The 24,562-nt window shown below is 68.9% G+C and carries 22 protein-coding genes; 9 read left to right on the top strand and 13 right to left on the bottom strand.

Annotation, left to right across the window (positions count from 1 at the left end; translation table 11 throughout):
• Positions 1-35: 35 nt before the first annotated feature.
• The 4 genes from PSA7680_RS10180 (at position 36) to glmM (ending at position 4,242) form a co-directional block, all read left to right on the top strand.
• The gene (locus PSA7680_RS10180; protein ID WP_085868608.1) at positions 36-731 is read left to right on the top strand and encodes a cell wall hydrolase; all 696 of its coding nucleotides are present in this window, start codon (positions 36-38) and stop codon (positions 729-731) included.
• A gap of 115 nt (positions 732-846) precedes the next feature.
• Complete coding sequence (locus PSA7680_RS10175; RefSeq protein WP_085868607.1) at positions 847-1,782, top strand: dihydroneopterin aldolase; 936 nt, start codon at positions 847-849, stop codon at positions 1,780-1,782.
• Between the two features lie 52 nt (positions 1,783-1,834).
• The gene (folP, locus tag PSA7680_RS10170) at positions 1,835-2,866 is read left to right on the top strand and encodes a dihydropteroate synthase (protein ID WP_085868606.1); all 1,032 of its coding nucleotides are present in this window, start codon (positions 1,835-1,837) and stop codon (positions 2,864-2,866) included.
• Positions 2,867-2,898: 32 nt separating this feature from the next.
• Positions 2,899-4,242 carry a phosphoglucosamine mutase gene (glmM, locus tag PSA7680_RS10165; RefSeq protein WP_085868605.1) on the top strand — a complete coding sequence of 448 codons (1,344 nt, stop codon included), beginning with the start codon at positions 2,899-2,901 and terminating at the stop codon, positions 4,240-4,242.
• Between the two features lie 179 nt (positions 4,243-4,421).
• Here the strand turns inward: glmM and gltA are convergent, their stop codons facing one another.
• Together gltA and gltX are read right to left on the bottom strand one after the other, a co-directional pair.
• Entirely contained in the window at positions 4,422-5,717 is a 1,296-nt protein-coding gene (gene gltA, locus PSA7680_RS10160) for a citrate synthase (RefSeq protein ID WP_085868604.1), read from the bottom strand.
• Between the two features lie 92 nt (positions 5,718-5,809).
• A complete protein-coding gene (gene gltX, locus PSA7680_RS10155) occupies positions 5,810-7,216 on the bottom strand; it encodes a glutamate--tRNA ligase (RefSeq protein ID WP_085868603.1) in 1,407 nt (468 codons plus the stop codon).
• Between the two features lie 79 nt (positions 7,217-7,295).
• Here gltX and PSA7680_RS10150 point away from each other — a divergent pair, with 79 nt between their 5' ends.
• Positions 7,296-9,365, top strand: coding sequence for a ComEC/Rec2 family competence protein (locus PSA7680_RS10150; RefSeq protein WP_139838612.1), 2,070 nt, complete (start codon positions 7,296-7,298; stop codon positions 9,363-9,365).
• Between the two features lie 11 nt (positions 9,366-9,376).
• Here the strand turns inward: PSA7680_RS10150 and lexA are convergent, their stop codons facing one another.
• The 6 genes from lexA to PSA7680_RS10120 all read right to left on the bottom strand — a co-directional run bounded on the left by lexA (position 9,377) and on the right by PSA7680_RS10120 (position 14,318).
• A complete protein-coding gene (gene lexA, locus PSA7680_RS10145) occupies positions 9,377-10,072 on the bottom strand; it encodes a transcriptional repressor LexA (protein WP_085868602.1) in 696 nt (231 codons plus the stop codon).
• 169 nt (positions 10,073-10,241) lie between these two features.
• Positions 10,242-11,426, bottom strand: a complete 1,185-nt coding sequence (locus PSA7680_RS10140; protein WP_085868601.1) for a molybdopterin molybdotransferase MoeA — start codon at positions 11,424-11,426, stop codon at positions 10,242-10,244.
• 1 nt (position 11,427) lies between these two features.
• The gene (gene moaC, locus PSA7680_RS10135; protein WP_085868600.1) at positions 11,428-11,910 is read right to left on the bottom strand and encodes a cyclic pyranopterin monophosphate synthase MoaC; all 483 of its coding nucleotides are present in this window, start codon (positions 11,908-11,910) and stop codon (positions 11,428-11,430) included.
• On the bottom strand, positions 11,910-12,719 hold the full coding sequence (gene trpC, locus PSA7680_RS10130) for an indole-3-glycerol phosphate synthase TrpC (protein ID WP_085868599.1): 810 nt from the start codon (positions 12,717-12,719) through the stop codon (positions 11,910-11,912). Before trpC ends, moaC begins: the two co-directional genes overlap by 1 nt.
• Position 12,720: 1 nt before the next feature.
• Positions 12,721-13,740 carry an anthranilate phosphoribosyltransferase gene (gene trpD, locus PSA7680_RS10125; RefSeq protein WP_085868598.1) on the bottom strand — a complete coding sequence of 340 codons (1,020 nt, stop codon included), beginning with the start codon at positions 13,738-13,740 and terminating at the stop codon, positions 12,721-12,723.
• Entirely contained in the window at positions 13,737-14,318 is a 582-nt protein-coding gene (locus PSA7680_RS10120) for an aminodeoxychorismate/anthranilate synthase component II (RefSeq protein WP_085868597.1), read from the bottom strand. The genes trpD and PSA7680_RS10120 overlap by 4 nt, the downstream gene beginning before the upstream one ends.
• A 133-nt stretch (positions 14,319-14,451) precedes the next feature.
• Here PSA7680_RS10120 and PSA7680_RS10115 point away from each other — a divergent pair, with 133 nt between their 5' ends.
• Both PSA7680_RS10115 and PSA7680_RS10110 read left to right on the top strand, forming a co-directional pair.
• On the top strand, positions 14,452-16,182 hold the full coding sequence (locus tag PSA7680_RS10115; RefSeq protein WP_139838611.1) for a divergent polysaccharide deacetylase family protein: 1,731 nt from the start codon (positions 14,452-14,454) through the stop codon (positions 16,180-16,182).
• 10 nt (positions 16,183-16,192) lie between these two features.
• Entirely contained in the window at positions 16,193-16,981 is a 789-nt protein-coding gene (locus PSA7680_RS10110) for a sulfotransferase family protein (protein WP_085868595.1), read from the top strand.
• Between the two features lie 38 nt (positions 16,982-17,019).
• Here the strand turns inward: PSA7680_RS10110 and PSA7680_RS10105 are convergent, their stop codons facing one another.
• Both PSA7680_RS10105 and dddP read right to left on the bottom strand, forming a co-directional pair.
• Positions 17,020-18,249 (bottom strand): bifunctional alpha/beta hydrolase/OsmC family protein, encoded by a 1,230-nt coding sequence (locus tag PSA7680_RS10105; RefSeq protein WP_085868594.1) that lies wholly within the window; start codon positions 18,247-18,249, stop codon positions 17,020-17,022.
• 120 nt (positions 18,250-18,369) lie between these two features.
• A complete protein-coding gene (gene dddP / locus PSA7680_RS10100) occupies positions 18,370-19,695 on the bottom strand; it encodes a dimethylsulfonioproprionate lyase DddP (protein WP_085868593.1) in 1,326 nt (441 codons plus the stop codon).
• 154 nt (positions 19,696-19,849) lie between these two features.
• On the opposite strand from dddP, the gene PSA7680_RS10095 reads away from it, so the two are divergent.
• Entirely contained in the window at positions 19,850-20,662 is an 813-nt protein-coding gene (locus PSA7680_RS10095) for a heme-dependent oxidative N-demethylase family protein (RefSeq protein ID WP_085868592.1), read from the top strand.
• Between the two features lie 93 nt (positions 20,663-20,755).
• On the opposite strand, the gene glnA is transcribed toward PSA7680_RS10095, so the two are convergent.
• Together glnA and PSA7680_RS10085 are read right to left on the bottom strand one after the other, a co-directional pair.
• Positions 20,756-22,162: a type I glutamate--ammonia ligase gene (glnA, locus tag PSA7680_RS10090; RefSeq protein ID WP_085868591.1), complete on the bottom strand. Its 1,407-nt coding sequence runs from the start codon at positions 22,160-22,162 to the stop codon at positions 20,756-20,758.
• Positions 22,163-22,236: 74 nt separating this feature from the next.
• Complete coding sequence (locus tag PSA7680_RS10085; protein ID WP_085868590.1) at positions 22,237-22,575, bottom strand: P-II family nitrogen regulator; 339 nt, start codon at positions 22,573-22,575, stop codon at positions 22,237-22,239.
• A 185-nt stretch (positions 22,576-22,760) separates the two neighbouring features.
• Here PSA7680_RS10085 and PSA7680_RS10080 point away from each other — a divergent pair, with 185 nt between their 5' ends.
• Positions 22,761-24,374 (top strand): NAD(P)H-hydrate dehydratase, encoded by a 1,614-nt coding sequence (locus PSA7680_RS10080; protein ID WP_085868589.1) that lies wholly within the window; start codon positions 22,761-22,763, stop codon positions 24,372-24,374.
• On the opposite strand, the gene PSA7680_RS10075 is transcribed toward PSA7680_RS10080, so the two are convergent.
• Positions 24,371-24,562: transposase (locus PSA7680_RS10075; protein ID WP_217808310.1), on the bottom strand; the 192-nt coding region annotated here is incomplete at its 5' end. The genes PSA7680_RS10080 and PSA7680_RS10075 overlap by 4 nt on opposite strands.

Genomic DNA, 24,562 nt, shown 5'->3' with positions numbered 1-24,562 from the left:
TTTGGTACGAATGACAAGAACGATCTGGGTAAAACATGCGCCTACAACTTCGAAAGGCCCTGGCGGTCGCCGGGCTCACGATTTTCTACGGTGTCACGGGGCACGCCAGCGAAACGCTCAGCAGCAGCTCTGATCCGATTGCTCTCGTCGGCCCGCAACTGAACCGGCTGATGATGCAGGAGCGCAGCGCGCTGGAGGGCGTGACCGACGCCTACCTCAACCAGCTGACGACTTCGCTCAAGCCGAAGCCGCGCCCGAAGAACCTCACGTCCGGCATCAGCTATACGCGCGAATGGCTGCGCGGACAGCCGCCCGCCAAGGGCGATGAACAATGGGAATGCCTCGCGAAGGCGCTCTACTTCGAGGCCCGTGGCGAAAGCATCAAGGGCCAGTTCGCGGTGGCGGAAGTGATCCTGAACCGCGTGGATTCCGCATCCTACCCTGATACCATCTGCGAGGTGGTGCACCAGGGCACCGGGCGGAAATACCAGTGCCAGTTCACCTTCACCTGCGACGGGCACGAGGAAGTGATCCGCGAAAAGAAGGCCTACAGCAACGTCGGCAAGATCGCGCTTGCGGCCATGGAGGCCCATGATCGCCCCCTGACCGGCGGCGCCACCCACTATCATACCAAGGCCGTCAGCCCCTCCTGGGCGCGCAAGTTCCCGCGCACGGCCACGATCGGGGTGCACCACTTCTACAGGAAGCCGATCCGCGTCTCCAAACGCTGAACCGTCGCAATTGGTGCTTAACCGCACCGGATAATCCTCTATACACGGCCACACCGGCCCGCAGCCGCCCCGCCGGGGGCGGCGAGCCGAGGCCAGACCGCAAGAGGATTGCGCCATGAGCAAAGACATCCACCTCGCCTTCGCCCATCCGGCCGAACGCAGCGCCGCCACGCAGGGGGCCGAACTGCGCGACAGGATCAGCCTGCGCGACCACACGGTCGAGGTCGAGATCGGGGCCTTCCAGTCCGAACGCGGCACCACCCAGCGGATCTGTTTCAACATCGTCGTCGAACTGCTGCCCCAGACCGGGCCGGTGGACGATGACGTGGACCGCATCCTCTCCTACGACACGCTCACCGAGGCCATCGCCTTCGAACTGGCCGCCGAGCGGCTCAACCTGCTGGAAACGCTGGCCGAACGGGTGGCCGAGCGCATCCTGCTGGCGCCGCAGGCGATGCGCGTCTTCGTGCGGATCGAGAAGCTCGACAGGGGGCCGGGCGCCCTCGGGGTCGAGATCGTGCGCGCCCGCAAAGAGCCGCCGCTGCGCCCGGTGAAGCCCGCCCCCGTGCCCGTGGCCGCCGGGGCACGCGTCGTCTATCTCGGCAATGCCGTGCTGGCGAGCTCCGCGCTCACGCAGTGGCTGGACGCGCTGGAGGCCTCCGATCTGCCGGCGGTGCTCTGCGTCGGGGCGGGGGACATGCCTGCGCCCGCCGCCGCCGCCCCTGCGGCCCAGCGGCGCATCGATCTGCTGGCGATCGAGCAGAACGCCTGGGTGCTCGCCGGGCGCGATCCGCGCTGCGTCGTGGTCGGCACCCGCACCGAGCTGGACCACGCCATCAAGACCGGCGAAATCAGCGTCTGGGCGCCCTCCAAGATCGTGCTGGACGCCGTGGACGGCCCCGGCATCTCTCCGCGCGACGCCGACCAGCTGGCCTATTGGCTCGCCGGGCAGATCCAGGCGGCCGAATGCCTCTTCATCGGTGACGGCCGGGCCCCGGAAGGGGCGATCCCGCAACGCCGGCTCGGCCTCGGCGCCTTCGCCGATCTCTGACGGGTGGTGAGGGGGCTTGCCAAAGCGCGCCGCCTCGGGGAATACCCGCCCCATGACACGCTACTACCGACCGATCCCCCAAAACGATCCCGCCCGCCCCGAGGGCGCCCTGACGCTCGCGGGCGGCTGGTGCTGGTTCACCCATGTCGAAGTTCTCTCGCGCAGCGAGGCGCCGCGCGTGCTGCCGGCGCAGGCCGTGCCACCCGAGGCGCTTTCCCGGCTGACCGCCCCGCGCGCAGCGCTGGCCGGCATGTCGATGGCGGCGCCGCAGCTGATGGGCATCCTCAACGTCACGCCTGACAGCTTCTCCGACGGCGGGAAATTCGACGCTCCGGAGGCCGCACTCGCCCATGCGCAGGCGATGGAGGCGGCGGGCGTGGCCATCATCGACGTGGGCGGGGAGTCCACCCGGCCGGGCGCCGCGACGGTGGAAGCCGAAGCCGAGATCGCCCGCACGGCGCCGGTGATCGCGGCGATCCGGGCGCGGAGCGCGGTGCCGATCTCGATCGACACGCGCAAGGCCGCGGTGGCCGAGGCCGCGCTGCGCGCCGGCGCGAACCTTGTGAACGACGTGGCCGCCTTCACCCATGATCCCGCCCTTGCGGGGGTGAGCGCCGCGGCCGGGGTGCCTGTCTGCCTGATGCATGCGCAGGGCGACCCCGAAACCATGCAGAAGGATCCGCGCTACGACAACGTGCTGCTGGATGTCTTCGATTTCCTTGCCGAACGCGTAGCGGCGGCCGAGGCGGCCGGGATCCCGCGCGAACGGATCTGCGTCGATCCCGGCATCGGCTTCGGCAAGACGCTTGCCCACAACCTCGCGCTGCTGCAACGCATCAGCCTGTTCCACGCGCTCGGCTGCCCGATCCTTCTGGGCGCCTCACGCAAACGTTTCATCGGTGTCATCGCCGGGGCGGAATCGGCGGAGGATCGCGCATTCGGCTCGGTTGCCGTGGCGCTCGGCGCGCTGGGGCAGGGTGTTCAGATCCTTCGGGTTCATGATACCAAGGAGACAAAACAGGCCATCGACCTGATGCGTGCGGTGATGCACGGGCAGGCGGGCCACGAGGCGGGCGCGCGGTAGCGCCCAGCGACGGGCAAGAAAGGCAAGAACAGATGAGCCGCAAGCTTTTTGGCACCGACGGGGTGCGCGGGAAGGCCAACACCTATCCGATGACGGCCGACATGGCGCTGAAACTCGGTGCCGCCGCAGGGCGCTATTTCCGCCGGGACGGTCAGAACCGCCACCGCGTGGTGATCGGCAAGGACACCCGCCTCTCGGGCTACATGCTGGAGAATGCGCTGACGGCGGGGCTGACCTCAACCGGCATGAACGTGCTGCTGCTCGGGCCGGTGCCCACGCCCGCCGTGGGCTTCCTGACGCGCTCCATGCGTGCCGATCTCGGCATCATGATCTCGGCCAGCCACAACCCGCACCACGACAACGGCATCAAGTTCTTCGGCCCCGACGGCTTCAAGCTTTCCGACGAGGCCGAGGCCGAGATCGAAGCCATCCTGCAGGGCGAGATCCGCCCGGCCCAGCCCGAGAACATCGGCCGTGCCAAGCGCATCGACGACGGCCGCGGCCGCTACGTCGAATACGCCAAGACGACCTTCCCGCTGCGCGACAGGCTCTCGGGCCTGAAGGTGGTGATCGATTGCGCCAACGGCGCCGCCTACAAGGCCGCGCCCGACGTGCTCTGGGAACTGGGCGCCGAGGTGATCCCGGTGGGCGTTGCGCCCAACGGCTACAACATCAACGAGAAATGCGGCTCCACCCACACGCAGACAGCGAGCGAAACGGTCGTTCAGCACGGCGCGGATCTCGGGATCTGCCTCGACGGCGACGCCGACCGGGTGATGATCATCGACGAGACGGGCCGCGTCGCCGACGGCGACCAGATCATGGCGCTGCTGGCGGCCCGCTGGGCCGAGGAGGGCCGCCTCTCCGGCAACACGCTGGTGGCCACGGTGATGTCCAACCTCGGGCTCGAGCGCTATCTCGCCGGCAAGGGGATCGCGCTCAAGCGCACCCCTGTGGGCGATCGCTACGTGGTGGAGGCCATGCGCGCGGGCGGGTTCAACCTGGGCGGTGAACAGTCCGGCCACATCGTGATGACGGATTACGCCACCACGGGGGACGGGCTGATCGCGGGGCTGCAGTTCCTCGCGGAGATGGCCCGCACCGGCCGCGCCGCCTCGGAACTGACCCGAAGCTTCGAAACCGTGCCGCAGCTGCTCAAGAACGTCCGCTACGAGGCCGGGCGCGAGCCGCTGGCGGCCGAAGCCGTGCAGAGCGCCATCGCCGATGGCGAAACCCGCCTCAACGGCAGCGGCCGGCTGCTGATCCGGAAATCCGGCACCGAGCCGCTGATCCGCGTGATGGGCGAAAGCGAAGACCCGGCGCTGCTGGAACAGGTGATCGACAGAATCGTCGAGGCGGTGGCCTCGGCCTCCTGATCTGGGCGGGCAGGGGGCTCTGCCCCCGCCGCGCCCGCGGGCGCGGCTCCCCCGGGATATTTTCGGAACAAAGTGGGGCTGCGCTTCGGCTTTGCCCTTTTCCGGAGCGCGCGGCGGCGCCCCGCATGAAAAAAGGGCCGCGTTTGCGGCCCTTTTTCTTTGGTATTATGGCGTGCCGCTCAGCGGTCTTCCACGTTGACGTAGTCGCGCAGGCCGGCGCCGGTGTAGAGCTGGCGCGGGCGGCCGATCTTCATGCCCGGATCGGAGATTTGCTCTTTCCACTGCGAGATCCAGCCCACGGTGCGCGAGAGCGCGAAGATGGGGGTGAACATCTCGGTCGGGAAGCCCATGGCTTCGAGGATGATGCCGGAGTAGAAATCGACGTTCGGGAAGAGCTTCTTCTCGGCGAAGTAGGGATCGGCGAGAGCGGCGGCTTCCAGTTCCTTGGCGACCTGCAGGATCGGGTTGTTTTCCACGCCGAGCAGTTCGAGCACTTCGTCGGCGCTCTGCTTCATGACCTTCGCGCGCGGGTCGAAGTTCTTGTAGACGCGGTGGCCGAAGCCCATCAGGCGGAAGGGATCGTTCTTGTCCTTGGCGCGGGCGATGAACTCCGGGATGCGATCCACCGAGCCGATTTCGCGCAGCATTTCGAGGCAGGCCTGGTTGGCGCCGCCGTGGGCGGGCCCCCAGAGGCAGGCGATGCCGGCGGCGATGCAGGCGAAGGGGTTGGCGCCGGAGGAGGAGGCCAGGCGCACCGTGGAGGTGGAGGCATTCTGCTCGTGGTCGGCGTGCAGGGTGAAGATCCGGTCCATCGCGCGGCTCAGGATCGGGTTGACCTCGTAGTCCTCGGCCGGCACCGCGAAGCACATGCGCAGGAAGTTGGAGGCGTAGTCCAGATCGTTGCGCGGATAAACGAAGGGCTGGCCGATGGTGTATTTGTAGGCCATGGCCGCGATCGTGGGCATCTTCGCGATCATTCGGATCGAGGCCACTTCGCGCTGCCACGGATCGGAGATGTCGGTGGAATCGTGGTAGAAGGCGCTCATCGCGCCCACGACGCCGACCATGATCGCCATCGGGTGGGCATCGCGGCGGAAGCCGCGGAAGAAGTTGGCCATCTGCTCGTGGATCATCGTGTGGTTGGTCACACGGCTTTCGAAATCCTCAAGCTGGGCGGCGGAGGGCAGTTCGCCGTAGAGCAGCAGGTAGCAGACTTCGAGGAAGTGGGATTTCCCGGCGAGCTGGTCGATCGGGTAGCCGCGGTGCAGCAGTTCGCCTTTTTCGCCGTCGATGAAGGTGATGGTGGATTCGCAGGAGGCGGTGGAGGTGAACCCCGGATCGTAGGTGAACACGCCGCCATCGGCGTAAAGACGGCGGATGTCGATCACGTCGGGCCCGGCAGTGGGGCTGAGGATCGGGAGCTCCAGCGTCTTGTCGCCGAAGCTCAGCGTCGCAGTCTTGTTTGTGTCAGACATTCTTTACCCTCTTGGCAAGGGGCCCCCTGCGGCGGGCGCCGCGGTGGCCAGGCTTCTTTGGGAGGAGGGCGCGGCAGGCCTGCTGCGCGCCCTTATCCCTGTGCGGCGTCCTCGATGCGGGCCACGGATTCCTCGCGGCCCAGAACGAGCATCATGTCGAAAACGCTGGGGGTGGTTGCGCGGCCCGCAAGCGCGGCCCGCAAAGGGGCTGCCAGCTTGCCGAACTTCGTCCCTCGGGCTTCGGCAAAGGCGCCCATCAGCTCCTCCAACGTGTTGCGCTCCCAGCTAGCATTTTGCAGCTGCGGCGTCAATTCGCTCAGTATACCACGGGATACCGTATCCAGTGCCTTCGCGGCCTTCTCATCCGGAGCAATGGGGCGCTCGTTCAGGATAAAGGCAGCTTTTTCAAGCAATTCAGGGAATGTCTTCGCGCGTTCCTTGAGGCAGTACATGCCGCGCGTCATCCCGTCACGCTGGGCTTCGGTGAGGGCCGGACGGCCAGTTGCGGCGAGGAAGGCCTCCAGTTCTTGCAGCAGCGCAGCATCCTCGGTGGCGGCGATGTGCTGGCCGCAGAGATTCTCCAGCTTCTTGAAGTCCAGCCGGGCGGGGGATTTGCCGATTCCGGAGAGGTCGAACCACTCCAGCGCCTGGGCGGTGGTGAAGAACTCGTCGTCGCCGTGGCTCCAGCCCAGGCGCGTCAGGTAGTTGCGCATCCCGTCGGCGGGGTAGCCCATGGCCTGGTATTCCTCCACCCCGAGCGCGCCGTGGCGCTTGGAGAGCTTCTTGCCGTCGGGGCCGTGAATCAGCGGGATGTGGGCGTAGACCGGCAGATCCCAGCCCATGGCGGCGTAGATCTGGCTCTGGCGGGCGGCGTTGTTGAGGTGATCGTCGCCGCGGATCACATGGGTCACGCCCATGTCGTGATCGTCCACCACCACCGCCAGCATGTAGGTGGGGGTGCCGTCGGAGCGCAGCAGGATCATGTCGTCGAGCTGGCTGTTGCGGAAGGTGACGGTGCCCTGCACTTCGTCCCGGATCACGGTTTCGCCCTCGCGCGGGGCGCGCAGGCGGATCACGTAGGGCGCATCCGGATGGGTGGCGGGATCGGCGTCGCGCCAGGGGCTCTGGAACAGCGTGGAGCGCCCTTCGGCGCGGGCGGCCTCGCGGAAGGCGGCGATTTCCTCCTGCGTGGCGAAGCACTTGTAGGCGTGCCCCTTGGCCAGCATCTCGCGGGCGACCTCCGCGTGACGCTCGACGCGGGCGAACTGGCTCACCGCCTCGCCGTCGTGATCCAGCCCCAGCCAGGCCATGCCGCGCAGGATCGCCGCGGTGGCCTCGGGGGTGGAGCGCGCGCGGTCGGTGTCTTCGATGCGCAGCAGGAACTTGCCGCCGCGGCCGCGGGCGTAGAGCCAGTTGAACAGCGCCGTGCGGGCGCCGCCGATGTGGAGGTAGCCCGTGGGCGAGGGGGCGAAGCGGGTGACGACCGGGCGCTCGGACATAGCGGAGTTAACCTTTCGGAAACCGTGAATGGGGTAGCACTGTTGCCGGTGTTTTAGAGGCGCCGGAAAGGGAGGACAAGTGCCGCGCCTGCCCTGGCTCACGGCGGCGCTGGCCGCACAGCGCGCCCAGGCTTTCGATTGGGCGCCACTGTGGCTGGCGGCCGGGATCGGGGCCTATTTCGCGCTGGTCAAAGAGCCGGGTGCCGGTGCCGTCGCCGGCCTCGCCGCGCTTGCCCTGGGCCTGTTCGCCTGCGCGCTGATGCGGCCCCGGGCCGCGCCCGTGCTCTGCCTGCTGGCGCTGCTGCTGGTGGGGGTGGTGGCAGGCAGCCTGAGGGCGCGCAGCGTCGAGGCGCCGGTGCTGGGCTTCCGCTACTACGGCCCGATCACGGGGCGCATCATCGCGGTGGACCGCTCCCGGAGCGAGGTGCCCCGCATCACGCTCGACAGGGTGCGCCTGGCCCGCCGCGCGCCCGAAACCACGCCGCGCCGGGTGCGGATCTCGCTGCACGGGCGGCAGGGGTTCACGCGCCTCGTGCCGGGGCGCGTGGTGATGCTCACGGGCCACCTCGCCCCGCCCTCCGGCCCGGTGGAGCCCGGCGGGTTCGATTTCAGACGGAAGGCCTATTTCGCCGGCCTCGGGGCGGTGGGCTACACCCGCAGCCCGGTGTTGCGGCTGGAGGATCCGCCGCCGGGCCCCTGGCTGAAGCTGCAACGTCTGCGGGCGGCCATCGGCGCGGCTGCGGTGGCGGTCAGCCCCGGCGATGGGGGCGCCTTCGCCGCCGCGGTGCTGACGGGCGACAGGAGCCACATCTCGCCGGAGGCGCAGGAGGCGCTGCGGCGCTCCAACCTCGCGCACCTTTTGGCCATTTCCGGGCTGCACATGGGAATGCTGACGGGAGTCGTCTTCGCCTCGGTCTGGACGGTGCTGAGCCTCTGGCCCGCCCTGGCGCTCAGGCTGCCCACGCGCAAGATCGCCGCCTGCGCCGCGCTCGCCGCCGGGGCGGTCTACCTCGCGCTGTCCGGGGGCAGCATCGCCACGCAGCGGGCCTTCGTGATGGTCGCGGTGATGCTCGGGGCGGTTCTGCTGGATCGGCGCGCGATCACCCTGCGCGCGGTGGCGGTGGCGGCGCTGATCCTGCTCCTGCTGCGCCCCGACACCCTGGCCGAGCCCGGGTTCCAGATGTCCTTCGCGGCGACGACGGCGCTCGTCGCCGTCTTTGCGGCGCTGCGCGATGCGCCCGTCTGGCCTGCCCATGGGCTTGCGCGGGGAGCGATGGCGCTTTTCGTTTCTTCGCTGGTGGCGGGCCTTGCGACCGCGCCGTTCGCGGCGGCGCATTTCAACCGGATCGCCGACTACGGGTTGATCGCCAACCTGCTGGCGGTGCCGGTCATGGGGCTCGTGGTGATGCCCGGAGCGGTGCTGACGGCGGTGCTGGCGCCGATCGGGGGCGCGGCCGTGGGAATGTGGATCATGGCGCTCGGGGCGCGCTGGATCCTGCTGGTGGCGGAGACGGTGGCGGCCTGGCCCGGTGCCGTGCGGCTGGTGCAGGCGCCGCCGCCGGGCGTGCTGCCGGTCTTCGCCGTGGCCGCCCTCTTCGTGATCCTCTGGCAGGGCCGGGCGCGCTGGCTGGGCGTCCTGCCGGCGGCTCTGGCCATCGTGGCCTGGGCCGCCGCGGACCGCCCCGAGGTGCTGATCGCGGATGATGGCCGGTTGATCGGCATTCTCGGGCCACAGGGGCGGGCGCTGAACAAGCCGCGCGGGGCGGGGTTCGTGGCGGAGAGCTGGCTTGAAAACGATGGTGACGGCGCGACGCAGGCCGAAGCGGCGGCGCGGGGGCAGTCCGATGCCGATGGGGCGTTGCGGGCCGGCGGTACCCGTTTCCTGCCGATTTCGGGCAAACGGGCGATCGCGGCGCTGCCGCAAAGCTGTGCAAGGGGCGATTGGGTGATCGTGGCCCAGGTGCTCAGCCCGGAGCAGCGCGCGGGCGCGGGGCCGTGCCGCCTGACCGATCTGTCGGATCTGCGCCGCAGCGGCGCGCTGGCCTTGCGCGGCCCGGACGGTGCGAGTCCGTGGGATTGGCGGGTGACACCCACCTACGGGCCCGGCGAAAGCCGGCCCTGGCAGGGCGGGGGCAAGAGCGCCCCCTGAAGGCAGGACCCTCAGTAGGTGCGGATCAGCCCGACGAGGCGGCCCTGCACGCGCACCTGCCCCTCGGGCAGAACGCGGGTTTCATAGGCCGGGTTCGCGGCCTCCAGCGCGATCATGTTGCCGCGGCGGCGGAAGCGCTTGAGCGTGGCTTCATAGCCTTCCACCAGCGCCACCACGATATCGCCGTTCTCGGCCGACGAGGTTTCGCGGATCACCACGATGTCGCCATCGTTGATCCCGGCCTCGATCATGGAATCCCCTTTGACTTCAAGCGCGTAGTGCGCGCCCTTGCCGGAGAGCATCTGGCCGGGCACCGAGACGTGGTGCTCGGGCTGGCTGATCGCCTCGATCGGGGTACCGGCGGCGATGCGGCCCATCATCGGCAGATCGATCACCTCGGCGCTGCTCACCGGCTGGCTGGCGGCCGGCTGCGCGCTGCGCGCGGAGGCGCCGCCTTCCACCACGCGGGGGGAAAAGCCTTTCTGTTCCATGGCTTCGGGGAGCTTCACGATCTCCAGCGCGCGGGCCTTGTGCGCCAGCCGGCGGATGAAACCGCGCTCCTCCAGCGCCGTGATGAGCCGATGGATGCCCGATTTGGAGCGCAGGTTCAGCGCCTCCTTCATCTCGTCGAAAGAGGGCGGCACGCCGTCTTTCTGGACGCGGGAGTGAATGAATTCAAGCAGTTCGAGCTGCTTCTTCGTCAACATGTGCTCGCTCCTCCGGTGCGGTGCGCTCTTGATCCGACGTGCCCTGCCGGGCGCGTGGGGCGCCCTCGGGCCGGCCCGCCTGCCGCCGGCGAAGGACGGCGTGCGCTACGGATACCCCACGCCTGCAAGACGCGTTCGATACATGTTCTACCCTTGTTCCTGTTTTGTGTCAATCGCTGGCGCCGAAGGGAATATAGGCGACGTCGGCGCCGGCTTCGCGGGGCGGATCATGGGGTGCGCGCACCATCAGGCAGTTGGCGGAGGCCAGGATGGTCAGGAGGGAGGAGTCCTGCCGGGCGAAGGGGGTGATGCGCCCGTCTTCGATACGCGCGCGCATGTAATGTTCGCGCGGGCCGTTGGCGCCGATGTCCACGGCGAGCCGTGCGTGTTTGCGCGGCACGGGGCCGTGGGGCAGCCCGAGCATCCGGCGCAGCATGGGCACGACGAAGATCCGCGCGCAGACGATGGAGGAGACCGGGTTGCCCGGCAGCCCGACCATGGCGGCATCGCCCATGCGCCCGGCCATCAGCGGCTTTCCGGGCCGCATCGCCACCTTGTAGAAGGCCCGCTCCATGCCGAGGGTCGCGGCGACCTCCCCGACGAGATCGTGATCGCCCACCGAGGCGCCGCCGGTCGTCACGATCAGATCGGACCCCTCGGTGAGGCCGAAGACGGTGGTGAGGGACTCCCGCGTGTCCCGCGCGATGGGCAGCAGGCGGACCTCGGCGCCGTGGGCCTCGAACAGCGCCTTCAGGGCGAAACTGTTGGAGGCGATGATCTGGTCGGGCGAGGGCGTTTCGCCGGGCATCACCAGTTCGTCGCCGGTGGCGATCAGCGCCACGACGGGGCGGCGGGTGACCTGCACCACGGGGCAGTTCATCGCCGCGATCAGGGAAAGATCGGTGGGCGAGAGCACGCGGGGGGCCTCCAGCGCATGGCCCACGGCGAAATCGCCGCCGGCCGGGCGGATGTAGGCGGCGGCATCGGGCCGCGCGCCCACGGTGATGACGTCGCCTTCGCGCTGCACGTCTTCCTGGATGAGGATGCGCCGCCCGCCCTCTGGCACCGGCGCGCCGGTGAAGATGCGCACCGCCTCGCCGGGGCCGAGCCGGCCGGCGAAGCGGTGTCCGGCCGCGCTTTCGCCGATCACGGTGAAGCGATCGCCGGGCGCGACCTGCGCGGCGGAGACCGCGTAGCCGTCCATCGCGGAGGAGGGGAAGGGGGGCTGATCACGCCGTGCCACGACGGGGGCGGCCAGCACGCGGCCGGCGGCCTGGATCAGCGGCGCGGGTTCTGCCTCGAGCGGCGCGACGAGGGCCAGCACATGGGTTAGGGCCTCCTCGACGGTGATCATCTCAGGCCTCGTAGCGCCCGGATTTGCCGCCGTCCTTCAGCTTCAGCCGGATGTCGGTGATTTCCATGCTCTTTTCTACGGCCTTCACCATGTCATAGAGCGTGAGCGCGGCGGTGGAGACGGCGGTGAGCGCCTCCATCTCCACGCCCGTCTGGCCGCCGGTCTTCACCGTGGCCTCGATGCGCACGCCGGGAAGGCTGGCATCCGGGGTCAGTTCCAGCGCGACCTTGGTGATCGGGAGCGGGTGGCAGAGCGGGATCAGGTCGGCGGTCTTCTTGGCGCCCATGATGCCCGCGAGCCGCGCCACGCCGAGCACGTCGCCCTTCTTGGCGCGGCCCTCCGTGATCATCGCCAGCGTTTCGGGCTGCATCTTCACCGCCCCAGTGGCCACGGCGATGCGCGCGGTCACCGGTTTGCCCGAGACATCGACCATATGGGCATCGCCCTTGCCGTCGAAATGGGTGAGCTTGGCGCCTTCCGCCATCACATGCCCCCGGCGACGAGCGGGTTGGCCAGCAGATCCCGCGTGGCCTGGGCCACGTCCTCCTGCCGCATCAGGCTTTCGCCGATCAGGAAGCAGCGCGCGCCGTAGCGGGCCAGTTCGGCGAGATCGGCCGGGGTGGACAGCCCGCTTTCGGCCACGATGGTGCGATCCATCGGCACCAGCTTGGCCAGCCGCCGGGTGGTGTCCAGCGAGGTTTCGAAGGTCTTGAGGTTGCGGTTGTTGATGCCCATCAGGCGCGATTTCAGGGCCGAAGCGCGTTCGAGTTCCTCTTCGTCATGGACCTCGATCAGCACGTCCATGCCCCATTCGAAGGCCGCGGCCTCCAGTTCCTGCGCCTGCGCGTCTGAAACGCTTGCCATGATGATCAGGATGCAATCGGCATGCAGCGCGCGCGCCTCGGCCACCTGGTAGACGTCATACATGAAATCCTTGCGCAGGGCGGGCAGCTTCGTGGCCTCGCGCGCGGCGGTGAGATACTCGTCGGCGCCCTGGAAGGAGGGGGTGTCGGTGAGCACGGACAGGCAGGAGGCGCCGCCTTCCTCGTAGGCCCTGGCCAGCGCGGGCGGATCGAAATCGGCGCGGATCAACCCCTTGGAGGGGCTGGCCTTCTTCACTTCCGCGATCAGCCCGTAGCCGCCGTTGGCATCACGCAGCAGCGCATCGGCGAAGCCGCGCACGGGCGGTGCGGAGCGCGCCATGGCCTCAACGTCGCTCAGGCTGCGCCTGGCTTTGCGCTCGGCGATTTCTTCCAGCTTGTAAGCTTTGATCTTGTCCAGAACGGTCGCCATGTCACGCGGCCTCCGATGTCAGTTTGGCCAGGGTGGCGATTTTCTGTTTGGCGCGGCCGGCATCGATGCTTTCACGTGCCATTTCAACACCTTCGGTGAGAGAGTTCGCGCGGCCCGCCACGGTGAGCGCGGCCGCGGCATTCAGCAGGACGGCATCGCGGTAGGCGCTTTTCTCCCCGTCCAGAAGGGCGGCGAAGGCGCGGGCGTTGTGCTCGGGGCTGCCGCCGAGGATCTCCTCGAAGGGGTGCTCGGGCAGGCCGGCGTCCTCGGGCGCGATCTCGAAATCGCGCACCGCGCCGTTCTCGATGGCGCTGACCCAGCTCACCCCGGAAATCGCCAGCTCGTCGGTGCCGTCGGAGCCATGCACCAGCCAGGCGGCCTCGGAGCCGAGCTGCAGAAGCGTTTCAGCCATCGGGCGGATCAGCGCCCGCGAGAACGCGCCGGTCAGTTGGCGCTTCACGCCGGCCGGGTTGGTGAGGGGGCCGAGGATGTTGAAGATCGTGCGGGTGCCGAGCTCCTGCCGGGTCGGCATCACGTGGGCGATCGCCGGGTGGTGCATCGGCGCCATCATGAAGCCGATGCCAACCTCGTTGATCGCGCGTTCCACCACGGCCGGGCCCACCATCACGTTGATGCCCATCTGGGTGAGCGCATCCGCCGCGCCGGACTTCGAAGAGAGGTTGCGGTTGCCGTGCTTGGCCACGGTCACGCCCGCGCCGGCCACCACGAATGCGGTGGCGGTGGAGATGTTGAGCGTGCCCTTGCCGTCGCCGCCGGTGCCCACGATGTCCATCGCGCCCTCCGGCGCCTTCACCGCGTTGCACTTGGCGCGCATCACCGCGGCGGCGGCGGCATATTCCTCCACCGTTTCGCCGCGCGTGCGCAGCGCCATCAGCAGGCCGCCGATCTGGCTGGGCGTGGCCTCGCCCTCGAACAGGATCTGGAAGGCCGTTTCGGCCTCGGCACGGGTCAGGGGGCGATCGGCCGCGGCTCCGATCAGCGGTTTGAGGGCGTCGCTCATGCGGGGACTTTCACCGAGTTCAGGAAGTTGCGCAGCAGGGCATGGCCGTGTTCGCTGCGGATGCTTTCGGGGTGGAACTGCACGCCGTGGATCGGAAGCTCCTTGTGGCGCAGGCCCATGATGGTGCCGTCCTGGAGCCAGGCGTTCACCTCCAGGCAGTCCGGCAGGCTCTCGCGCTCCACCACCAGCGAGTGGTAGCGCGTGGCCTCGAAGGGCGAGGGCAGGCCGGTGAAGACGCCGGTGCCGTCATGGTGCATCGTGCCCATCTTGCCGTGCACGATCTCGTGGCAGCGCACGACCTTGCCGCCGAAGGCCTCGCCGATGGTCTGGTGCCCGAGGCAGACCCCCATCAGCGGCGTTCTCGTTTCGGCGGCGGCGGCGGTGAGGGCGAGGCAGATCCCGGCCTGGGCCGGATCGCAGGGGCCGGGCGAAAGCAGAATCGCCTCGGGCTTCAGGGCCATGGCCTCCTGCACGTTCAGCGCATCGTTGCGCTTCACCACCACGTCCGCGCCCAACTCGCCCAGGTAATGGACGAGGTTGTAGGTAAAGCTGTCGTAATTGTCGATCAGGAGCAGCATGTCGGCGCTTTCGTCAAATGGGGGTGAACCCGGGAATTTCTGCGGTTATACATGCTCAGAGTGATGCGGGAGGGTCAAGGCCCGAACCGGCAACATCCTTTTGAATGCAGGCAATAAGATAACGGAGGCTCGGGTGCTGCGCGGATTGCTGGAAGGCGTGTTCTGGGGCGTCGTGGTGTCGGCGGTGATCGCCGGCTTCTTCCTCGTGTTGAGCGACGTGCGCTTGCTGAGCACGCCGAACGCGCCCGTCGGGGCGATCGAACGGCCCGCCGGCGAGGTGAGCGCGCCGGAAAGCGGCGCCGAGGCCGTGGCTGACGTGCAGGGTGCGCCGGGCGGGCAGGCCACCGGTTCCGCGCAGGCGCCCAAGGCCGGGGCCCCGGCCGCACCGGCAACGGGCGCGCCGGAAACGCCGGCGCTCGGGGCAGGCACCACCGAACCCCTCGCGCGCCCCGATCTGGCCGAACCCGAGGTGGCGCTCTCCGTGCCCGAAGGCAGCGAGGGCGAGCCCGCGCCCGCCGCGCCCTCGGCCGCCGCCGACGGCACCACTGCGCCGAAGGAAGGCCCGCTGCCTTCCGTGCCGGCCGCCGATACGCCGCTGGACATGCCCCTGAGCGCCGAGGCCCCGCAGGCACCGCAACCCCAGGGGGGCGCCGCCGCCCCGCAGGCCCCGTCCGAAGATGAGGCTACGGCGGATGCGCCCGAGGCCCCGCAGGAGGCCACCGATGCACCGGCGCTCGCCGCCGCTCCCGAAGCCCCCGAAACCGCGCCCGGCGCCGCAGCGCCCGATGCGCTGCCCGAGGGCGATCCGGGCGCGCAGGCGCAGGCTCCGCAGGCCGGTGCCGGCCCCGAACTGACACCGACCGCCGAGGCAGGGGAAAGCCGCCCGGAGGACGTCGCCGTGCTCGACCGCCCCACGCCATCGGCCATGCCCGGCCGCCCGGCCGCGCCCCTTGGCGGCGGCAGCAGCCCGCGCCTGCCCGTCGCGCCGCAGGCGCCCGAGGCGCCGGGCGATGCGGCCGATGCGCCGATCCGCGTTCCGGTCGAGGACATCGGCAACCTCGCGCCGCAGGTGCGCACCAACCGCCTGCCCACGATCAGCCGCGCCGGGCAGCCCGAAGCCGGGGCCGCGCAAGGGGCCGCCGGCGAGGCTGCCGAGGGCGTCGCGGCGCAGGCCGCCCCGGCGGGCGAAAGCCTGCCCGCGCTCAAGGCCTTCGCCGAGCCCTTCGAAGACGATCCCACGCTGCCGCGCATGTCGGTGGTGCTGATCGACGACGGCAGCGGCGCGGTGGATCCGCAGGCCTTCGCCGGCTTCCCGCTGCCGCTGGCCTTCGCCATCGATCCGCGCCGCCCGGACGCCGCCGCCGCCGCCTATGACTACCGCGCCGCCGGCTTCGAGGTGGTGATGCTCACGGAGTTCGCCGCCGGCACCGACCCGTCCGAGGTGGAAGTGGCGATGGAGGCCTACCGCCAGGCTGTGCCCGAGGCCGTGGCCGTCTTCGACACCGGGGCCAACGGCGCGATGGCGGATCGCGCCCTGATCCAGCAGCTGGTGGCCATCGCGCGCGGCAACGGCATGGGCGTGCTCAGCAGCCCGCGCGGCCTGAACGCCGCCCAGCAGATCGCCGAGCGCCAGGGTGTTCCGGCAGCACTCGTCTTCCGCACCTTCGACGGCGACGGACAGTCGATCTCCACCATGAAGCGCTATCTCAACCGCGCCGCCTTCAAGGCCGCGCAGGAGGGGGAGGTCGTCATGGTGGGGCACACCCGCGCCGACACCATCAAGGCGCTGGTGGAATGGGTGCTGGACGACCGGTCCTCCTCGGTGGCGCTGGCGCCGGTTTCCGCCGTGCTGATGAACGAATAGGGCGCCGCGCATGGGGCCGGGCCGGGCGGAGTTCATCAAGGTCTGCGGGGAGCGCAACTGCGGCACCAACTGGCTTGAGGATTTCTTCCTGGCGCAATCGGCCGCCGAGCTGCTGCACCACCGAGGCTTCCTGATGGCGCATATGGCGCCGGAAGCCTTCGCCCAGATCGAGCGCCTGCCGGAGGCGGCGCAGCCCTTCGCTCGCGAAGCCATGTTCGACAAGCTGTTCCGGCAGCACGGGCGCGCCTTCATGGGCTGGAAGCACCAGGCCCTGCGCCCCAGGGCCCTGCAGGGCGATGCGCGCGCGGCGTCCTGTGCCTTCGTGATCGTGGTCAAGCACCCCGCGCATTTCCTCGCCTCGCTGTTTCGCAACCCCTACCACGATCTGCTGCCGGCGCGCCCGAGCCTCGAGGCCTTCTTGGGCAGCCCCTGGCTGCCCGTCGCGCGCGATCAGCTTGCACCGGTCATCCTGCCGTCTCCGCTCGATCTCTGGGCGCGCAAGATGCGCAGCTACCTCGCCTTCCGCGAGGCGGCGCCCCATGCCGAGATCCTGTGCTACGAAGCCCTGCTGGCCGATTTCGAGGCCACCATGGGCGCGGCCTGCGAGCAGCTCGGCATCGCGGTGGGCGCGCTGACCCCGCCGGAGGCCTCCGCCAAGGCGGAGAAGCACAGCCTGAAAGACTACCGCGCCCGATACCTCGCGAGCTCACCGTGGGACAGCCTGCCCGAAGCCCTGCGCGCGCATGTGCAGGCGCAGGTGGACCCTGACCTGCTGGCGGCGTTGGGCTACCCGGAGTAGCGCCTGCCGCCCGCCGCCCGCCGCCCGGCACCGGCGTGCTAGGCTGCCAGCGTGGTGACGATGCGGGCGCTGCTTTCGAGGGTCTTGTGCACGGGGCATCTGTCGGCGATTTCCAGCAGCCGCTGGCGCTGCTCGTCCGTCAGGGGGCCGTCGAGGTGGATCTCGCGGCGGAAGCTGTCGATCTTCTGGTTGGTGCCCGCCCCTTCGGCATCCTGCGCGTGGACCTTGTCGTGCGTGACATCCACCCGGACGTGGGAAAGCGGCCAGCCCTTGCGCCGGGCATACATGCGGATCGTCATCGAGGTGCAGGCGCCGAGGCCGGCGGAGAGGAAGCCGTAGGGCGACATGCCCCGATTGGTGCCGCCGTAGGCCAGCGGCTCATCGGCGAGCGCGTGGTGGTAGGGGCCGGCGTTCACATCCTGCAGGAAACCGTCTGGATCGGCCTCGGCCACGCGCACGACGCCTTCCGGGGCGCCGATGGGCGGGGCCGGGGGGCGCAGATCGAGGTAGCGCCCGGCCCAGGCGGCGATCACCTCGGCGGCGTATTCGGCGTCTTCGGGGCGGGTGACCAGGTGGTCGGCGTCATCCAGGGTGACGAAGCTCTTGGGGTGGCGGGCGGCATCGAAGATCAGGGCGGCGTTCTCGATGCCGACGGTGGCGTCCCGCGGGGCGTGCAGAACCAGGAGTGCCGCGCCGAGGTGGCCGATGCGGGCCTTGAGATCGGCTTCGCTCACGTCTTCCAGGAAATCCCGGCCGATGGTGAAGGGGCGCCCGGCGAGCGTCACCTCGGCCTTGCCCTTGCTGCGGATCTCCTCCAGCGCGTCGCCGAACATATGGGTGACGTGGGCCGGATCGAACGGGGCGCCCAGCGTCACCACGGCCCGGAGCGCGCTGGTTTCGGCCTTGATGTCGGCGGCCGCGCGCAGCACCGCCGCGCCGCCCAGCGAATGGCCGACCAGCATGGCCGGCGCCATGCCGCGCCCCTTCAGGTAGCGCGCCGCGGCGGCGAGATCGGCGGCATTGGAGGTGAAGCTCGTATTGGCGAACTCGCCTTCGGAATGGCCCAGCCCGGTGAAATCGAAGCGCAGAACGGCGATGCCCATGGCGGCAAGACGCCCCGCGATGCGCCGGGCGGCGGTGATGTCTTTTGTGCAGGTGAAGCAATGGGCAAAGATGGCCGTGGCCAGATGCGGCCCGTCGGGCAGATCCAGCCGGGCCGCGAGCGGCGCGCCGGAATGGCCCGGAAAGGTGATCTTCTCCATCGGCATCGCTCTGATCCTGCCTTTGCTTGCGGTTCCCAGAGAGAGTGGGCCGCGCGCGCGGCTTTCTCAAGGGATCCGGCCCGGCCCTCACGGCTTGGTGAGGGAGCGTGACGGCAGTAGGGGTATTCAGAGCCCCATCAGGCGTTGATCGAAGGGGTAGCGGGTGAGGTTCTCGTAGCCGGTCTCGGTGATGAGCACCTGGTCTTCCAGCTTGATCGAGAAATCGCCGCCCTCCGGGCTCACCAGCGCTTCCACGCAGAGCACCATCCCCGGCTCGAGCTGGTAGTCGAAGGCGCCTTCCACGAACTTGTCGGGGTAGGCGATGAGAGGCCACTCGTCGCAAAGGCCGACGCCGTGCATCAGGCAGCCGTATTTCTGCTTCTGGTACTCCGGGGCCAGCCGGTGGCTGTTGAAGGTGAGATCGCGCATGGCCACGCCGGGGGCGAGCATCTCCATGTTGGTCATGATGTGCTCATGGGCGTGCTGCATGGCGGCGATCATGTCGGGCCGGGGGGCGCGATCGCCCACCCACCAGGTGCGCGAGATGTCCACGCAGATGCCGTAGCTGCCGATGAGATCGGTGTCGAAGGCGACGATCTCGTTGTTGCGGATCACGCGGGGGCCGCATTCCTGGAACCAGGGGTTCGTGCGCGGGCCGGAGGCCAGCAGCCGCGTCTCGATCCATTCGCCGCCGCGCTTGATGTTCTCGGCGTGCAGCACCGCCCAGACCTCGTCTTCGCTCAGGCCCGGAGCGCAGGCGGCCTCCATCTCGGCCACCGCGATTTCGCAGGCGTGGGAGGCACAGCGCATGGCGCGGATTTCCTCGGGCCCCTTGATGCTGCGGGATTTCTCGGTGACTTCCTCGCCGGGCATCACCGTGAAGCCCTGCGCTTCCAGCGCCCGCAGCCCGTGGATCATTGGCTTGTCCACCGCCAGCCGCATGTTGCCGCCGCCGTGGGCTTCGATCAGCAGGCGCACCTCGTTGGAGAACACGTCGGCGGCGATGTCGATCCTGTCGCCCCGGTCGAAATAGAAGAGATCGGCGCCGGAGCGGGCCTCGCGCACCAGCGGGTTGAAGCCCGAAAGGAAGGGGGCGTTCTTGTAATCCCAGATCACCATGTAGCCGTCGGCGCAGAGCAGCACCGCGCGGAACGGGTTGTGGGTGTTCCAGAGCTGCATGTTGGTGCTGTCGGTGGCGTAACGGATGTTGAGCGGATCGAACATCAGCAGGCCGCCGTAGTCGCGCTCCACCACGTGCCGGGTCAGCCGCGCCCAGCGGAAGCGGCGCATCTCGGCCAGATCGGGCAGCTCCAGCCCCGCCGCGGCCCATTCGCTGAAGGCCAGCCGGGTGGGGCCGATCTCGATGCGGTCTGCATCGTTGGGCGTGCCGTCTCCGAGGGTGGCGCCCCGGCTCGGATCGATCTTTCGGATGTCGCGGTAGTGATCGTTCATGGCGCGGGCCTCCCTGCCGTCCACGATGACGGGGCGCGGGGCGGGGCGTCCTGCCTGAAAGCGACGGGCCATGCGGGGGGGATGTGTCGTTTTTCGGCCTTTGCACCGCGCGGGGCGGGCGCTAGACAGGGAGGCAGCCACCGCCAGGAACGCCATGACACCCCCGCTCCAGAGCCGCCTTCCGTTCACCCCGCGCGAGCTGCGCCTCGGCCGGAAGCTGCCCGGTGTGCGCCCGATGGCGCTGGCGGACTGGTTGCAGCGGGACGAGGCCTACAGCGGCCAGATGGCCCGGCGCGATGCGCTTCTGGCGGAGCGGGAAGGCGCGGTGCACGCGATGCTGCCCGAGGCCGCCGGGCCCTGCGACGAACTGCTGGCCTTCATCCGTGACGGGCACCTGCCGGCGCCGGGCTTCACGCCGCTTGCGGGCGGGGCGATCCGGCGCCCGGATGGCGCCATCGTCGCGCCCACGCCGGAGGCGCCGCTCAAGATGTTGGGGCGTCTCGTGCAGGAGGATTTCGTGATCCTGCAGAAGCCCGAAGGCGCGGATGAGCACGTGATGACGGCGGCCATCCTGTGTTTCCCGGCCAGCTGGACGCTCTCGGAGAAGATCGGCCGCCCGCTGACGGCGATCCACGGGCCGGTGCAGGATTACGACGCGATGCTGGCCAGGCGCGTGCAGCGGATGTTCGAGGCGATCCGCCCCGAGCAGCCGCTCTGCCGCCACAACCTGCTGTTCTACCGGAGCCCCGAGCTTCATGCACCGCGCTCCGAGGGCGAGCCCCACCGCGACAGCCATCCGAGCTTTCCCTACCTGCGCAGCGAGCGCCAGTGCCTGCTGCGCCTGCCGCGGACGCGGGCGGTCGTCTTCTCGATCCACACCTACGTTCTGCCGCGCGAGAGGCTGACGGTGGCGCAGGCGGAGGTGGTGTTCGCCGGGGCAGGCGCCGTGCCGCCTGCAGGCATGTGAAAGGGCGCGGCACCTGAACATTCACGCGCAAAGCGCTGACTCCAAAAGCAAAAGGGCGCCCGAAGGCGCCCTTTCTCTTCACTGTCCCAGCTATTAGCAGCTGTAGTACATCTTGAATTCCACCGGGTGCGGCGTGTGCTCGTAGGCGTAGACCTCTTCCCATTTCAGATCGAGGTAGCCCTGGATCTGGTCTTTGGTGAAGACGTCGCCGGCCAGCAGGAAGTCGTGGTCGGCTTCCAGGCTTTCAAGGGCTTCACGCAGCGAGGCGCAGACCGTGGGGATGCCTTCGAGCTCTTCCTTCGGCAGATCGTAGAGATCCTTGTCGGAGGCTTCGCCCGGATCGATCTTGTTCTTGATGCCGTCGAGGCCGGCCATCAGCAGGGCGGCGAAGCAGAGGTAGGGGTTCGCGGAGGGATCCGGGAAGCGGGCTTCGACGCGCTTGGCTTTCGGGGATTCGGCCCACGGGATCCGCACGCAGCCGGAGCGGTTGCGGGCGGAGTAGGCGCGCAGAACCGGGGCTTCGAAGCCGGGGATCAGGCGCTTGTAGGAGTTGGTGGACGGGTTGGTGAAGGCGTTCAGCGTTTTCGCGTGCTTCAGGATGCCGCCGATGAACCACAGGGCCTCATCGGAGAGATCGGCGTATTTGTCGCCCGCGAAGAGCGGCTTGCCGTCTTTCCAGATCGACATGTTCACGTGCATGCCGGTGCCGTTGTCGCCGGCGATCGGCTTGGGCATGAAGGTGGCGGATTTGCCGTAGGCGTGGGCCACGTTGTGGATCACGTATTTGTATTTCTGGAGGTCGTCGGCCTGCTTGGTGAGCGTGCCGAAGATCAGGCCCAGTTCGTGCTGGCAGGAGGCCACTTCGTGGTGGTGCTTGTCGACCTTCATGCCGATGCGCTTCATGGTGGAGAGCATCTCGGAGCGGATGTCCTGGCCGTCGTCGATCGGGTTCACGGGGAAGTAGCCGCCCTTGATGCCCGGACGGTGGCCCATGTTGCCCATCTCGTAGTCGGTGTCGGTGTTCCAGGCGCCGTCGATGGCGTCCACCTCGTAGGAGACCTTGTTCATCTCGACGGAGAATTTCACGTCGTCGAAGAGGAAGAACTCGGCTTCCGGGCCGAAGTAGGCGGCGTCACCGATGCCGGAGGACTTCAGGTAGGCCTCGGCCTTCTGGGCGGTGCCGCGCGGGTCGCGGTCGTAGGCTTCGCCGGTGTCGGGCTCGACGACGGAGCAGTGGATGGCGATCGTCTTCTCGGCGTAGAACGGATCCACGTAGGCGGACTCGGTGTCCGGCATCAGCTTCATGTCGGACTGGTCGATGGATTTCCAGCCGGCGATGGAGGAACCATCGAACATGAAGCCTTCTTCGAGAAAGTCTTCGTCCACCTGGTCGGCCATCACGGTGACGTGTTGCAGTTTGCCGCGCGGGTCCGTGAAGCGGATGTCGACGTACTCGGCGCCCTCTTCCTTGATCATGTTCAGAACGTCAGCGATGCTCATGTGACCTTCTCTTCCCTTCAGATTGTGGTGTGGGTGTGGGTTCAGGCGCCTTCAGTCAGTGAAGGGCACCGGTGTTACAGCGCGTCTTCGCCGGATTCGCCAGTCCGGATCCGGATGGCCTGTTCGACGGTGGACACGAAGATTTTGCCATCGCCGATCTTGTCGGTCTTGGCGGCTCCGATGATGGCCTCGATGGCCCCATCGACCTGGTCGTCGGCAAGCACGACCTCGATTTTCACCTTCGGCAGAAAATCGACGACATATTCCGCGCCGCGGTAGAGTTCCGTGTGGCCCTTCTGGCGACCGAAGCCCTTCACCTCGACGACGGAAAGGCCCTGCACGCCAATCTCCTGAAGCGCTTCCTTCACCTCGTCGAGCTTGAAGGGCTTGATAATCGCTTCGATCTTTTTCATGGCCCGTTCTCCCTGGGAATCTCGATATGAAAACCTGTCCGGCCACTTTCATATGCGTTCACTCGGCGGGCACAATTGGGTAGGGTGCCGGGGTGCGGGGCTGCCGGGGGAATCCGAAAGGGGCGCATCACATTTGTGCATGATGGCGCGAAAATGTGCAAAATGAAAACTTTTGGCTTTCAGGAATGACTGAACTTTTGACAGCTGCCCAAATGCGCGCCGCGGAATCCGCCGCGATCGCCGCCGGTGAGGCCACCGGGCTCGAACTGATGGAGCGCGCCGGGGAAGGCGTGGTGGCCGCGATCGAGGCGGAATGGCCCGACCTGGCGGGCGAGGGGGGCTCTGCCCCCCGTCCTGCGGACTCCCCCCGAGGTATTTCGGGCGAGAGGAAGCGCGCTGCGGTGCTCTGCGGGCCCGGCAACAACGGCGGTGACGGTTTCGTGGTGGCGCGGCTGCTGCGGCAGCGCGGCTGGGCGGTGGAGGTGTTTCTTTTCGGCGCGCCCGAGCGCCTGCCGCCGGATGCGCGGGTGAACCATGACCGCTGGTGCGGGATGAGCGAAGTGCGGCCCTGGCCGGGGCCGGAGGCGGGGTTCGACCCTTGGGGCTACGCGCTGATCGTGGATGCGCTCTTCGGCACCGGGCTGACGCGCGGCCTGTCGTTCGAGGCCGGGTTCGGGCGGATGCTGCCGGAGTGGGATCTGCGCGGTGAGCCGGCGCGGCCGCGCATCGTGGCCGTGGACCTGCCCTCGGGCCTGTGCAGCGACAGCGGGCGGATGCTGGCCGGTGACGGGCTCTGGGCGGATCTGACGGTGAGTTTCCACCGCTTCAAGCGGGGGCATTTCCTGGCGGAGGGGCCGTTCCATTGCGGGAGCTTGCGGCTGGTGGACATCGGGCTGCCGGAAGGCGGCGTGCCGGACGCCGCGGCCCTGGTGTCGGCGCCGGCCTGGCGCCTGGGCAAGGGAGATCCATTCGGACAGTCGGGGCACAAGTATTCCCACGGCCATGTGCTCGTCTGTGCGGGTGGCCGCGGCAGGACCGGCGCCGCCCGGCTGGCGGCGCGTGCGGCGCTGCGGGTGGGGGCGGGGCTGGTGAGCGTCGCGGCGCCGCCGGAGGCCGTGGCGGAATGCGCGGCGCAGTTGACGGCGATCATGCTGAATGGCGTTGAGGATGGAGGTGCGCTGGCGCGGCTGCTGGAGGATGCGCGGCTCAATGTGCTCTGTCTCGGCCCGGGGCTGGGGCAGGCGCGGGCGCGCGCGTATGTGGACACCGTGCTGGGGCCGGCGGTGCGTGCGCGCGCAACCGTGCTGGATGCCGATGCGCTTTCGGCTTTCGCGGAGGCGCCCGAGGCGCTGTTGGGGCGGTTGCATCCGCTCTGCGTGCTGACGCCCCACGGCGGCGAATTCGCGCGGCTGTTTCCCGATCTCGCCGAGCGGCTGGCGGGCACGCCCGATGCCGGGCCGGCCTTTTCGAAGCTGGACGCGGTGCAGGCGGCGGCCGCGCGGGCGGGCTGCACCGTGCTGTTGAAGGGGGCGGATACGGCGATCGCGGCGCCGGATGGCCGCTGCGCGCTGCATGGGGCGGCCTACGAGCGGGCGGCGCCCTGGCTGGCGACGGCGGGGGCGGGGGACGTTCTGGCCGGGCTGATCGCCGGGCTCATGGCCCGCGGCGCGCCGGCCTTCGAGGCGGCGCAGACGGCGGCCTACCTGCATGTGGAAGCGGCGCGGGCCTTCGGGCCCGGGCTGATCGCCGAGGATCTGCCCGAGGCCATTCCCGAGGTTCTGCGGCGGCTTGAGGCCTAGGTCGTGGACTCATAATGTCTGATCCAGAGCCTTGAGCAAGCGAGGTGAAGTGCGGCGAGGAAGTTTGCTGCGGTTTTGAAGTATCGCGTTGCGATGCCGCGGAAGTGTTTGAGACGATTGAAGAACCGTTCGACCTTGTTGCGTTCGCGGTAGAGGTCTCGGTCGACGGTCCTGACCACGCGGACGTT

This window comes from Pseudoruegeria aquimaris (assembly GCF_900172235.1).
GTDB classification, from domain to species: domain Bacteria; phylum Pseudomonadota; class Alphaproteobacteria; order Rhodobacterales; family Rhodobacteraceae; genus Pseudoruegeria; species Pseudoruegeria aquimaris.
The sequence above is the reverse complement of the archived record's forward strand: the minus strand, read 5'-3'. Positions and strand labels throughout refer to the sequence as shown.

Coding starts and splice junctions, on each gene's coding strand:
- lexA (WP_085868602.1), bottom strand. CDS start 10,072: ATGTTGACGAAGAAGCAGCTCGAACTGCTTGAATTCATTCACTCCCGC.
- PSA7680_RS10080 (WP_085868589.1), top strand. CDS start 22,761: ATGACTGAACTTTTGACAGCTGCCCAAATGCGCGCCGCGGAATCCGCC.
- PSA7680_RS10180 (WP_085868608.1), top strand. CDS start 36: ATGCGCCTACAACTTCGAAAGGCCCTGGCGGTCGCCGGGCTCACGATT.
- folP (WP_085868606.1), top strand. CDS start 1,835: ATGACACGCTACTACCGACCGATCCCCCAAAACGATCCCGCCCGCCCC.
- glnA (WP_085868591.1), bottom strand. CDS start 22,162: ATGAGCATCGCTGACGTTCTGAACATGATCAAGGAAGAGGGCGCCGAG.
- PSA7680_RS10105 (WP_085868594.1), bottom strand. CDS start 18,249: ATGCCGATGGAGAAGATCACCTTTCCGGGCCATTCCGGCGCGCCGCTC.
- PSA7680_RS10085 (WP_085868590.1), bottom strand. CDS start 22,575: ATGAAAAAGATCGAAGCGATTATCAAGCCCTTCAAGCTCGACGAGGTG.
- gltA (WP_085868604.1), bottom strand. CDS start 5,717: ATGTCTGACACAAACAAGACTGCGACGCTGAGCTTCGGCGACAAGACG.
- dddP (WP_085868593.1), bottom strand. CDS start 19,695: ATGAACGATCACTACCGCGACATCCGAAAGATCGATCCGAGCCGGGGC.
- glmM (WP_085868605.1), top strand. CDS start 2,899: ATGAGCCGCAAGCTTTTTGGCACCGACGGGGTGCGCGGGAAGGCCAAC.
- gltX (WP_085868603.1), bottom strand. CDS start 7,216: ATGTCCGAGCGCCCGGTCGTCACCCGCTTCGCCCCCTCGCCCACGGGC.
- PSA7680_RS10095 (WP_085868592.1), top strand. CDS start 19,850: ATGACACCCCCGCTCCAGAGCCGCCTTCCGTTCACCCCGCGCGAGCTG.
- moaC (WP_085868600.1), bottom strand. CDS start 11,910: ATGGCGGAAGGCGCCAAGCTCACCCATTTCGACGGCAAGGGCGATGCC.
- PSA7680_RS10120 (WP_085868597.1), bottom strand. CDS start 14,318: ATGCTGCTCCTGATCGACAATTACGACAGCTTTACCTACAACCTCGTC.
- PSA7680_RS10175 (WP_085868607.1), top strand. CDS start 847: ATGAGCAAAGACATCCACCTCGCCTTCGCCCATCCGGCCGAACGCAGC.
- trpD (WP_085868598.1), bottom strand. CDS start 13,740: ATGAGCGACGCCCTCAAACCGCTGATCGGAGCCGCGGCCGATCGCCCC.
- PSA7680_RS10140 (WP_085868601.1), bottom strand. CDS start 11,426: ATGATCACCGTCGAGGAGGCCCTAACCCATGTGCTGGCCCTCGTCGCG.
- trpC (WP_085868599.1), bottom strand. CDS start 12,719: ATGGCGACCGTTCTGGACAAGATCAAAGCTTACAAGCTGGAAGAAATC.
- PSA7680_RS10110 (WP_085868595.1), top strand. CDS start 16,193: ATGGGGCCGGGCCGGGCGGAGTTCATCAAGGTCTGCGGGGAGCGCAAC.